The organism is Paenibacillus sp. P5_B5 (genome assembly GCF_056400365.1).
Genome location: NZ_JBFULK010000001.1, coordinates 359043 through 371713, shown reverse-complemented (window position 1 = coordinate 371713; position 12671 = coordinate 359043). Strand labels below are relative to the sequence as shown.

The 12671-nt window shown below is 40.3% G+C and carries 9 protein-coding genes; all 9 read right to left on the bottom strand.

The genetic code is table 11. The features are described from left to right. Positions 1-2 precede the first annotated feature (2 nt). Positions 3-824, bottom strand: a complete 822-nt coding sequence (locus AC1DOK_RS01895; RefSeq protein ID WP_477552524.1) for a GDSL-type esterase/lipase family protein — start codon at positions 822-824, stop codon at positions 3-5. Between the two features lie 144 nt (positions 825-968). Next, positions 969-2804, bottom strand: coding sequence for an ABC transporter ATP-binding protein (locus tag AC1DOK_RS01890; protein WP_477552523.1), 1836 nt, complete (start codon positions 2802-2804; stop codon positions 969-971). Then, a complete protein-coding gene (locus AC1DOK_RS01885) occupies positions 2804-4591 on the bottom strand; it encodes an ABC transporter ATP-binding protein (protein WP_477552522.1) in 1788 nt (595 codons plus the stop codon). The genes AC1DOK_RS01890 and AC1DOK_RS01885 overlap by 1 nt, the downstream gene beginning before the upstream one ends. Positions 4592-4785: 194 nt before the next feature. Beyond that, the gene (locus tag AC1DOK_RS01880; RefSeq protein ID WP_477552521.1) at positions 4786-8496 is read right to left on the bottom strand and encodes a dynamin family protein; all 3711 of its coding nucleotides are present in this window, start codon (positions 8494-8496) and stop codon (positions 4786-4788) included. A gap of 191 nt (positions 8497-8687) precedes the next feature. Beyond that, positions 8688-8963 carry an NAD/NADP transhydrogenase alpha subunit gene (locus AC1DOK_RS01875; RefSeq protein WP_477552520.1) on the bottom strand — a complete coding sequence of 92 codons (276 nt, stop codon included), beginning with the start codon at positions 8961-8963 and terminating at the stop codon, positions 8688-8690. 29 nt (positions 8964-8992) lie between these two features. Continuing rightward, positions 8993-9661, bottom strand: a complete 669-nt coding sequence (gene nth / locus AC1DOK_RS01870) for an endonuclease III (RefSeq protein WP_477552519.1) — start codon at positions 9659-9661, stop codon at positions 8993-8995. A 9-nt stretch (positions 9662-9670) separates the two neighbouring features. After that, positions 9671-10240, bottom strand: coding sequence for a GerMN domain-containing protein (locus AC1DOK_RS01865; protein WP_477552518.1), 570 nt, complete (start codon positions 10238-10240; stop codon positions 9671-9673). Continuing rightward, the gene (locus AC1DOK_RS01860) at positions 10237-11715 is read right to left on the bottom strand and encodes an N-acetylmuramoyl-L-alanine amidase (RefSeq protein ID WP_477552517.1); all 1479 of its coding nucleotides are present in this window, start codon (positions 11713-11715) and stop codon (positions 10237-10239) included. The genes AC1DOK_RS01865 and AC1DOK_RS01860 overlap by 4 nt, the downstream gene beginning before the upstream one ends. Positions 11716-12086: 371 nt before the next feature. Continuing rightward, on the bottom strand, positions 12087-12671 hold the full coding sequence (gene leuD / locus AC1DOK_RS01855; RefSeq protein ID WP_477552516.1) for a 3-isopropylmalate dehydratase small subunit: 585 nt from the start codon (positions 12669-12671) through the stop codon (positions 12087-12089).

Below are 12671 nucleotides of genomic sequence, written 5' to 3'. Positions count from 1 at the left end.
TTTTAACGTAGTATTTGGGCCATTCGTTCTGCTATCCGTTCATAACCATCGCTATTCGGATGAAAATGATCAGTAAACAAATATCGTGTTCCATCACGTTCAAATAAATCATAAGTTGGGACGAAAACCATATTCGGATAACGATTTAGTATACGAAACATGCCATCATTGAACGTCTGAACCCCGTAAACACCCTTTTTATCTTTATCCATATCCATAAAAGGATGATATAAGCCAAAATATAATACAATTGCGTTCGGATTAGCACTGTTGATTTCCGCTACAATTTGTTCTATTAGTGCAAGTGTAGGCTCTATTCTCGCAACGGCTTTATCTGCATTAAACTCAAGCTCATCTCCATTCATTGTAAAACCACCTGTTGTGCTTGGGAAGATATCGTTACCACCAATACTAAACAGAATAAGATCCGCATCTGCTAACGCATCTCTGACCTTCTTCTGCTTCAAATTTTGAAGGAGCTGCTCACTCCGATAGCCAGGAATAGCTAAATTATTTAACACATGTGTTTCTTTCCCTGATTGCTCTTGCAGCTTGTCCTTTAACCTGAGCACATAACCCTTACCCGTTGTGTCACCCGTTCCAGAGGTTAATGAATCCCCTAAAGCGACAATCGCAATTTTATTTTCTTTTCCTAACTCTTCCTTCTTCTCAGGAGTTGATGAAGGTGTCCCCGCAATGTTAGCGGCAGATTTCTCTGGATAAATAATTTGTTTGACTCCATAAACGAATCCAGTCACGAACACAACAGTTAATATGACCGATGTAATTGCAATCGTAACCCAAAGTAGACGCGATGATTTCAAGGTGGCCCCTCCTATATAACTGAAAAAATGTAATTTTCAATAGATATACGCTTATTGTATCAGCAGATGACACGAACTACAAAAAAACCTTTACTTTCACAATCCATTATAGGACTGGACTGTCAAAGCAAAGGTTACATGTATTTAGGATTGCAAGAAGCGGTATTGCGATTGAATTAAGCCGTGATAAATACCTTGATGCTCCATTAATTCATCATGAGAACCCTTCTCCATCATTCGACCATGATCCATAACTACAATAAGGTCAGCATGTCTGATCGTGGATAAACGATGAGCTACAATGAAGGATGTACGACCTGCTAGCAATGTCTTAAGTGCCTCTTGGATCTTCAGCTCAGTCTCGGTATCAATGCTGGCCGTAGCTTCATCCAATATGAGAATACGTGGGTTGGCTAAGAGTGCACGAGCGAATGAAAGTAGCTGACGTTGTCCCATTGACAGAACACTTCCACGTTCCTCAACCTCTGTATCATAGCCATCTGGTAAGTTCATAATAAAGTCATGTGCATGAACAGCTTTGGCGGCTTCGAGAATCTCATCCTCACTTGCATTTGGCTTACCAAAAGCAATATTTTCTCTTATTGTACCCGAGAATATGAATGTATCCTGAAGTACTATTCCAATTTGTGAACGCAGACTTTGGATCGTAACATCTTGAATATTATGACCATCAATCCGTACACTTCCACTTATAACATCATAGAATCGGCAGATCAGATTAATAATTGTACTTTTACCTGATCCAGTATGACCTACTAGGGCAATCGATTGACCTGATTTAACCTCAAGTGATATTCCACTAAGTGCAGGACGACCCTTCTCATACTCGAATACAACATCTTCGAGCACAACATTACCTTTAATTGTTGGCAATACATGAGCATCTGACTTCTGTCCAACAGCAGGCTCTTCATCAATAAATTCAAAAATCCGTTCTGCTGAAGCCATAGCTAATAATAGTTGCGTATACATTTGCCCAATCCGGTTAATTGGATCCCAGAAGAAAGCAATATAAGACGAGAAAGCTACGAGTTGGCCAACCGACATGTCTCCTACATTAATTAATTGTGCACCATACCAGAATAGAATACAGTAACCGATTGCACCTGTTATTTCAATGATGGGTCCAAACATGTTATTGAGTTTAACGGCTTTTTTCCAAGTAAGTCTATTGTCAGCATTCATTTCTTTGAAAAACTTCATATTCTCTTGTTCTTGTGTATAGGCTTGCGTAACTCGCATCCCTTGAATACTCTCATTTAAATGTGAATTAAGACGTGATTGCTTAATATTCACAAGCTGCCAAGACCATCTAATATGTTTGCGTAGCTTCGTAGATACTAGGAACATAATAGGTACGGTACAAATTATGGCAAGCCCCAGCTTGAAATTGAGTGTCAATAAGATCACAACAATACCAATCAATTGCACAATATCAATCATCAGATTGACTACACCGTTAGAGAACAAGTCCTGTAATGAATTGACGTAGTTTGTAATTCTTACAAGGATTGAACCCGCTGGTCTTGTATCGTAGAAACGAAACGAAAGACTTTGGATATGAGAGAACAAATGATGTCTTAGATCATAGATGATATTGTTACCAATAATATTCGTATATTTAATTTTGATCGTATTAGCGATCCATTGCACAATGTATGTAATCAGTAAGATACCTACCATCCAAATAAGAAGCTGTGCGTTTTTCGTCTCAAGTGAATGATCAATTGTATAAGAGATAATGAGTGGATAAATTAATTTCGTTGCCGTGCCGACAATCATCATGATAATGATGATCGGTAATATTTGTTTTGCATACGGCTTCATATAGCTAGCTAAACGTTTAATTTGCTTCCAATCAAATTTCTTATCGATTAACGTATCATCTTGATAAATAAATCGTTCTTGTTTATGTTCTGAATTAGCCTTAGTCGATTGTTGTTTAACCGTCTCTGACATTATAACTGCCTCCCTTCAGCAACCTGCCCAATCGTGTCTAATTCTGTCGATTGCTTAGGCCGATCAGCATATTGGATGTTATAGGTTGTCAAATACGGTCCGTCTTCCTTGACAAGCTGCGCATGACTACCACGCTGCACAATCCGCCCTTTATCAAGTACGATAATTTCATCTGCATTCTTTAGGGAGGATATCCGATGCGCAATAATAAAGGTCGTGCGACCTTGCATCAATTGCCGGAATCCGGCCTGAATCTCATGCTCTGTCTCCATATCAACCGCACTTGTAGCATCATCAAGCAGAAGAATGTGTGGATTGATCACTAGTGCACGAGCAATCGCAATTCGCTGCTTCTGACCACCTGATAAGCCAAGTCCACGTTCACCAACAATCGTATCATAACCTAATGGAAGCTCCATAATGAAATCATGTGCCTGAGCTAATTTGGCTGCAGCCACAATTTCATCCATTGTTACATTCTTAGCACCGTACGCAATGTTATTGCGAATCGTAGATGAGAATAGGAATGTTTCCTGAAAGACAGTGGCAATCTCTTTACGCAGACTTTGGAGCCCAATATTCTGAATATTAACACCATCTAATGTAATTCTTCCATTCTTGGTATCATATGCGCGCATAAGGAGTGAAATAATGGTTGTTTTGCCTGAGCCTGTGCCTCCTAGTATCCCAATAACAGAGCCTGCAGGGGCATCAATATTGATGTTGTGCAGAGATGGCTCACTGTCTCTATAAGCGAACGTAACATCTTCAAATCGCACATGACCTTTAATCTCTTCTTTTTTCAAAACGACTGCATTTGGTTTATCCTGCACATTCACATTTTGATTGAGTAAACCCAGGATTCGTTCTGCAGAAGATTTGCAGTTAGCATAGTTGTTAATATGATAACCAAGTCCCCACATCGGACCGATAATAAACCAGATTAAGCTGAAAAAAGCTACAAATTCACCGATCGTGATATGACCTTGTATGACTCGATAACCGCCAACACCTAGTAGAATCACAATACTTAAGTTTGCGATAAGCTCCATCACTGGGAAATATTTAGCCCAAATACGTGACGTCAATATGTTCTTTGAACGATACTCATCATTCTGCTTAGCAAATTTATCCGTTTCATTCTCTTCACCCGCAAATGATTTAACCGTACGAACGCCCATAATATTTTCTTGCACTGAGGTTGTTAACATCGACAATGCTTGGCGAACAGAACGGAATGCAGGATGGACTTTATTCTCGAATGAAAAGGCTGTAAAAGCTAGAAAAGGAATGGTGACCATAGTGACAAGTGTCAGGAACCAATCAATCGAGAACATCATCGCCATACCAAATACAACCATTAATACAATGTTAAAAATTTGAGCAAACCCGAACGCCAAAAACATCCGAACAGCTTCAAGGTCCGCCGTTAGACGAGACATTAATTCACCTGTACGTGCAGAATCGTAATATTGATACGACAATGTCTGCAATTTGTTATACAGTGTATTACGCATGTTATATGCGGTATTAAGTCCGAACACTGCCCCCGTATAACCATGAATAAATTGAATAAGTGCCTTAACCGAGATTACAGCGACAAGTAGTAAAGATAAGAACGGAACAACATCAAAATTACCTTCTCTGATCACATCATCAATTAAATAACGTAGTAAATTTGGATAAACAAGTCCAAGCGCAGTTGTCAGTATGAGTGTGATGATCGAAATGATGAACCATTTACGTTCCGACCAGTAAAAAGACTTCAACTGGCGAAAAGCTTCCATGAATTGTACCTCCCGAATTTAATTCGAGCTACGCGAGTTGTCATAGCAATGAATGCATATTATCATCAACCACTAAATCCGGCAACGAGACTATACACGCAAACAATACGCAATTAGCGATTAAAATGCTAAATAGCGTAAATATTCCCTAAAATACAGCATATTGCTACCGATTAAAGCGAATTTCTTATTTATCAGGCCTCAGAAGCCACATACTGGCTCAATAAATAACGTTTATCATTTAAGGTAGAAACATCGATTTTCATTTCTAGAGCAGCAATTGATCCTTGAATATATTCTGATAAAGCGGCCTCTTGACCCTCTTGAAGTTCAGTTAGGCCTGTTGTTAAATAATCGCTATATGTTTGAATCAATGTATGCTCCAATTGTTTAAGCTCATCTGCAATTCCTTCGTTCAAATACTTCTCAAGCTCAGCCTTCAGCTTATTGCGTCCATCTGACTCAAAGAAATATTTTGCATTCTTGTAGAAGCTTGATAGCAGCTTGGCATTTACCTCCGAAGCTTTCGCCTGTATCGTGATCTGAGGGGTAGGAAGCCTACGTGCTTCATAGGACTCATACTCATAGCCATCCGCTACAGTTTGCAGCATGTGCCCCCACTTATCATATTGCTTACTGTACATCTTATTAATGGCCTTCTCAATTCGCAGAGTCGTTGCAAGTCCCTCTTGTTCAAGATCGAAGGAGATCAGTCTTAACAGTTCATTCCAAGCAGATACGAGTATTTCTTTGCTATCCTTGCTCTCATCCCGAAATACAGCTGGATTGAATGAATACGCAAACAACTCCCCGTAACGATACATCGTTCGCTGCTTTACATAATAAAGAAGCTCTGCTATTTCTCTAGTTAGTTCTCGTCCCATATCATCTGCATCGGACACTCCTAATACTTGAGAAGCTTGTGTATAAGTTGCTTGTAAATGCACAATCCGTACATTACGTTCTTCTTCAGATGCTTGCATTTCACCGATTAAACGATCTAGTGTATGGATGCCGCGCTTAAACTCTGCTTCAGCAGACCGAATGGCAACCTGTGACAGTTCGTCAAACGCATATTTCGTAAAATCAGCTTCAAATGGCGGCAAACCAGATTCAGCTAACAATGCGTGATCGTTCTTTAATTTGCCATCTGCAGCATTCTGACTCGAGATTGGGTATATGCGTGGATGTCTTATGCCATGAGCAAGTAGATTGGACTCTACATGCCTAACAACACCGCTCAGCTCTTCCTCTGAAGCCGCTAGGTCAGCCGCATTGACGATAAAGAACATTTTATCTAGCTCAAAGGCATCTTTCACCCTGCCAAGTTGTAATAAGAATTCTTTATCCGCATGAGAGAACGCATGATTATAGTAGGTAACAAACAGGATTGCGTCTGCATTCTTAATATAATTAAAAGCAACTCCAGTATGTCGTGCGTTAATGGAATCTGCTCCTGGTGTGTCTACAAGCACAATGCCTTGATCAGTTAACGGACTTGAATAATACAGTACAATGCCATCAATAAAGCAGGATTTACTCTCTTCAGCTACATACTGAGTAAATTGTTCATGATTCGCTCTAATTTCAGTCCCCAGCAGCGGCTCAGCTTCATTCCATCCTTTATGAACAGCTCTTAGGAATGAATAGTGCGGTTTACCTTTGGCAGTGACATGGTTAGGAGATAGCTCCTTAATCGCTTGTAGAGCTGTCTGCATATCACTTACTTTAACTCCAAGCAGTTCAAGTGAATACAAGACATCACTTAATAAAGCCTCAAATGACTTCATAGTTACCCTAGCTGAGCCATGTGGCCAATCTGATTCTGGTGGCATAATTCGGTTAATTGCCGCGGTCGTTGGATTTGGTGACACAGGTAATACACGCTCACCCATCAAAGCATTAGCAAACGACGATTTACCTGCTGAAAAAGCTCCAAATAAAGCAACTGTATAAGTCTGCTTTATCAAGCGATTCGCTTTATCCGTCAGCGACCGTGCAATTAGCTTGAGGGCTGGTATGTCACCCATTGCTTGTGCTGCCGTTAGGAAGGAACCCGCACGTTTTTTCACCAGATCTGCACGAGCAAGATTATCACTCATAGCCTGCTCCTGTAGCTGTGATTCAACTGACTGTGAATCATTCAAATGCTCATTCGTATGTGAAGCACGAAGTACGACATCGATCGAAGCCGTATGTAGTTTATTATCCTTCTGTACTCGTAACCACTTATTTGCTGATAAATTAGTAGATAAACTATGTAAGTTCGGCAATTCTGGAACAGATAGAAGAACCTTGCCCATCAGTGCGTACAGCTTACGATCCGCTTCAGCCTCCTGTGCTTCGATTCGCTTCCGTTCATCATAAGCCTCTAGACGAACGTCAAGCTTCGTAATTGCTTCACTTTGCATGATAACCAATTGTTTTGCTGCTTGTTCAGCTTCAGCCACGAGCAAATCAATTGCCTCATAAGCTTTCTTCTTATAGTGTGCTTTGACCTCACTCGCTACTTGCTTCATATAATTGAGTGTATATTCATTGCCGAAGACAGCTGCTGTATTCACTTGTCCAGCAAGCCAGGCTGGTGAAATGTCCATATGGATGTTGTCGATCACTTCTATAAATGCAGGTGTCTCTAGCCCTGCCTTATTAGTTGCTTCCCGCATGAGGATCTGTAGATGCCGTTCTAGCTGTGTTGATACACTGCTGATAAATGCCTCATGAAGCTTATCTAGGCGCTTCTGTATCTCAGCAGCAGTCTGTGATGCACGCGCGAAGAAGCCCGCTTTAAAGCCTGCTTCACGGCTTTGCAGGTAATGGTGCGCGACATCGCGTGCCACTGCAGGGGTTACATTGGCATTCTCGATAATACCAGTAACCTCACGCCGCAGCGCAGCTTGTAATCGCTGCGGTTCTTGCTGAGCCGATGCTAGTCCTTGCTGCAGCTCCTCACGCTGCTTCGCTAATGCTTCACCCTCGCCTGCCAGAGCCTCATCCAGCGTGGCTTTGCGTGGAGCAAGCTGCTGCGATCTTGCCTCGCGATGCTCTTCGAGCAAATGACGAGCTGCCTCGTCCATGCTGTACGAGCTCAGTTCATTGCCGCGACTAATAAGCTCTGCAATTAATGCACACAGCTTCTCCCAGTCATTACGCGGATGCTGTGGGGCCTTCATGGATACATATAACACACCATCAGGCTGTATCCCCCAAGATTGAAACACATGATCGACACCTTCACAGTAGGTGTCAAATGGCAGTTCTTCTTCCCGATGCTTATCGATCATATTCACGATCAGATAAAGTGGTTTGCCACGCTCTTTCATTTGCTTTGCAAAAGCAAGATTAATTTCAGATTGTACATGGTTGTAGTCCATGACATAGAATACAACATCAGCTAGATACAAGGCAGATTCAGTCGCCATGTGATGAGCATCATCTGTTGAATCAATGCCAGGAGTATCAAGCAAAGCTGCATGCTTACCTAAGAATGGCAAATCAAATGTAATCTCTACGCGCTCGATTCCTTTACCATCTACACAATAGGCAGCTAAATCCTCTAGCTGCACTGGCTTCATCAGCGTATCCATACCAGCTTGCTTTCTCTCAATGACAACTGCTCCATTCGAGCCGTTAGCAATTGATACAATATTGGCACTAGTTGGAATAGGGGATGAAGGTAGCAATGGATAACCACATAACTGGTTAATAAGCGTTGATTTACCTGCAGAGAAATGCCCACAGAATGCAATATAGAAACGATTAGCCTCACCTTTATGAATTAAGCCATCGAGCTGATTTACCCGCTCCATATCACCTTCAGCTTGCATATAATTTCTTAAACCATCTAATCTGTTCATAATTTCTGATTTACTTAACCCTTGCCGATCTATACTTGCAATTGTCATCATGAATCTCCTCAATGTATAGTCACGTTATGCTGCATGGTACCAACCATAAGTGTAATAGGCAGATAAGTCATTGACAAGATATTTCAAAAAATTCTTTAAAATCATTTCGATCGATAAAACAAAATAAGCTTCCGATCGATAGACCCTTAAAGTCTAATGATCGGAAGCTTATGTGAAGAAGCATGCTATTAGATGCTTGCCACTGGGTTTTTTTCAGGGAAAATAATTTCAAATACACTACCATGTTGTAAGATCGTTACACCATGTTCCTTCTGCTTCATAACAACTACATCTAATCTTTCTTTCATGCGATCAACATAATCGCTTGTTACTTCTCCTGCTTCAGAAACGGTAATACCTTCAATCTCGGTTTCTTCATTTTCTGCTAGCGAGGTTTGCATTACTTCTTCATAAATGTCGGAAAATGCTCCGAAATCACCGGTATATACGGAGATACACTTCATGTCATCCCATCCTTTTTCTATTTTCGCGTCTATCCCATAGTTTTTCTACCCGTTGCTATTTTCATTCGTTTCTTACCTTCTCGGCAAGAATCAAGTAACGGACAAAGTTCGCACGCTGGGTTTTGCGCCTTACAATGGTATCTCCCAAAGAAAATCAACCGATGATGTGTTAGCGTCCATTCATCCTTTGGTATCTTGCGCATTAGCTTCTTCTCTACTTCAAGTACAGAATCATCTACATCAGCAAGTCCAAGTCGCTTAGCTACACGTTCAACGTGCGTATCAACTGCGATTGCTGGCACCCCAAAGGCATTTGAAACTACTACATTAGCAGTTTTACGTCCAACACCAGGTAACTCGACCAATTTGGCATGCTCTTGTGGCACTTCACCATTATACTTTTCCAATAAAAGATGACAAAGCTTTTGAATATGCTTAGATTTATTACGAAATAATCCAATCCTGCGAATATCCTGCTCCAATTCTTCAATCGGAACTGCAATATAATCTTCTGGACCCTTGTATTTCTGAAACAAATCATTCGTCACTTTATTAACCGTTTCGTCCGTACACTGAGCCGACAATAGGACTGCAATGACAAGTTCAAACGGATTAGAATGGTTCAACTCACAATGTGCATCAGGAAACATAGCTGCCATTGTATCAAGAAAATGTCTTACTTTCTTCGACTGACTCATGTAGACTCCTTATCTGGTGAAGGGAGAATCCAAAGAGACATGTCCCATCAAAGATTCGACTTTCTTACCATCTCGTGTCACATATAGAGAATTCACTTCAGCAAATTGAAAAGCAACGTTATTCAAAGCTTGAACGAAGAAGCTTTCACCGCTTGATCCAAGCTGAGCTCCCTCATTTAAAGTAAGATCGACTCGCAAGGCATCGCCATCCAATTTAGCAGAATTAAATGTAACCTTTTTGAACAAAGAACTCAAGTTAGGTTCATCAGTCGTCTTAAGCGCATTGAATGTAGCCAGATACTCGTCTCCATCTTTCTTATATGTAATCTTCACAACTCTTTCGAGTAACTTTTCCAGATTATCATCAGTAAAGTAAACTTTAACTTCCTTCGTTTTATCTGGAATTGGAGTTGGTGTTGGTTCAGGCGTTGGCGTTGGCGTTGGTGATGGCGTCTCAGTTGAAATTACAGGAGTTTCAGTCTCAGGTGCTCCTACTAGGGCTTTGTTCTTCTGTCCACACCCAGTTAATATTAACGCAACCGTAAGCATTAACACAACCCATTTTAGTAGTTTATTCATTTGATTCCCTCCTTGATGCCAGTAAACTCAATTATTGATTCTGCAATTGACTCTGCTAGATTGTTCTGAAATGCTTCGTTATACATCAAAGCTTCGTTATTAAGATTAGATAAGTACCCAGCTTCTAACAATACGGCAGGCATCGTAGTTTTAGTAATAACTCGGAAATTATTTTTACGGACTCCGCGATCTGCAAACCCACTCATTTTAAGCACATTTTCATGAATGATATTGGCCAAGCCTATACTATCTTCACGCCAATAATAGGTTTCAGTCCCATTGACTGTTTTCTTATCGAATTTGTTACCATGAATAGATAAGAATACTGCGGCATTATTATTGTTAGCAAACGCTACGCGATCATCTAGCTCGACAAAGGTGTCATCTTTTCTAGTATATAATACATTCAAATGCTGTTGTTTTTCAAGAATAGCTCCAACCTTCATAATCATAGGTAAAGTAAAATCTTTTTCAGCTCGATTAAGAATGGATGATGCTCCTGGATCTGTTCCTCCATGTCCTGCATCAAGCACAACCGTATATTTCTTAACCCCATCGATGACAACAACTTTATGGCTAGGAATGGAATAGGTTGTAATCTCGACTGCGATTTGCCCTTGAGGTGTTTGAGGTACGATAAAATGGTTCGCACCTTTCTTCAGCTCAAGCGTTACACGCACTGTGGCTGGGCTTTGACTATACTGCGAATATCGAACTTGCGTAATCAACGGATGGTTAGATACTAAATTACCCTCTCCTACCTTAGCGCTTTCAGATAGTTTAGCATCCAATCGTGCATTAGGAATATCAATGACAAGTCGGCTAGGATTATCTAGATTAAACATTTTGGTTTCAGGCTTATCAGCATCTGTTTGAATAATAATACCATTCTCATTAAGTGTAATTCCAGTCACTAATGACGATTTTTCTTGATCAACTGGATCTTTATCCCCATTATTCGTTTCATTGCCATTATTTACGTCTGGATCCAGTGGTTTGTTACCATTATTTACTTCGTCTCCAGGTTCGATGACGGGTGGTGGAGCAGATTCCATATGTACTGTCTTCGTGTCACCATCATATTTGAACTGAACACCAAACCGTTCCGCTACAAACCGTAAAGGCACAAGCGTAGTCCCACTATCAATGATCGGAGCCACTTCAAACTCTGTTTCCAGACCGTTTATGTATACTTTCTTCATACCGATAAATAGTGATATCTTATTGTTCTTTTCTTCAATAATGACATTTTTCTTTTCATTATCCCACGTTATTTTGGCATTGAATTCATCCGCTATAACCCGAAGTGGCACGAATGTATAATTCTCCATAATTCGAGCTGGAACAGGTGTGTCGAGCGGTTTGCCGTCTAGCACTAGCTGAACAGGTCGTTCAGGCGAAGCATTCGCTTTAGCTTTAGCATCAGCCTTTGCTGGCGTCGTAGCAGCAAATGTGCTGCTTAGAGGTATTAGCATACATACCAAGATGATTGAACATAATAGTTTTAAAAATCTCATGAAGCACCTCGAATCAGAATGATAGTTTTAGCGATAATACCCTACAGCAAGAAAGAAACGGTTTTCCGTCTTTAAAAGACAGAATATCGCCCAGTTCAACATATATGTATACATATAGACGTGAAGAAGATCAAAAAAGTTTCTATATCTACAAAGAATAAATTGTTTCCACATTATTTTCAATAAAGAAATGAATAAATAGTAAAATAATAGCTAAATTTCCAGCCAAGAAAACAAAAAAAGACTCTATTTCTAGTAGATACTAGTAATAGAGCTTCTCATAAATGAGATATATGATTATACGAATTTATTTGTTAGCTAGACTTATATTACGAACGTTGTTCAAAAGCTGTAATCTTCTCTTCATGTTGCAATGTAAGCCCAATATCATCAAGCCCTTGTAACAAGAATTGACGACGGTGCTCATCTAGCTCGAAATCATAGGAAAGTCCATGGTCATCTGTAAGTTTCTTTGCTTCTAAATCTACATGAAGCTGATAATTCTCGAACTTACCCGTGCGCTCGAACAATTCATCAACTTGCTCTTCAGACAATTTAATGGGTAGAATACCGTTCTTAAAACAGTTGTTATAGAAAATGTCCGCATAAGATGGAGCAATAATAACTTTGAAGCCATAATCAAGAATCGCCCAAGGAGCATGTTCACGAGATGAACCGCAACCAAAGTTGGCTCTTGATATCAATACAGAAGCACCTTCGTAGCGAGATTTATTCAATTCAAACTCAGGATTTACGACACCACTTTCATCAAATCTCCATTCGAAGAATAGAAATTGTCCGAATCCTGTACGCTCGATGCGTTTAAGAAATTGTTTAGGGATAATTGCATCGGTATCCACGTTAACGCGGTCTACTGGAGCTACGATACCTGTTAGTTGTTTGAAAGCTTCCAT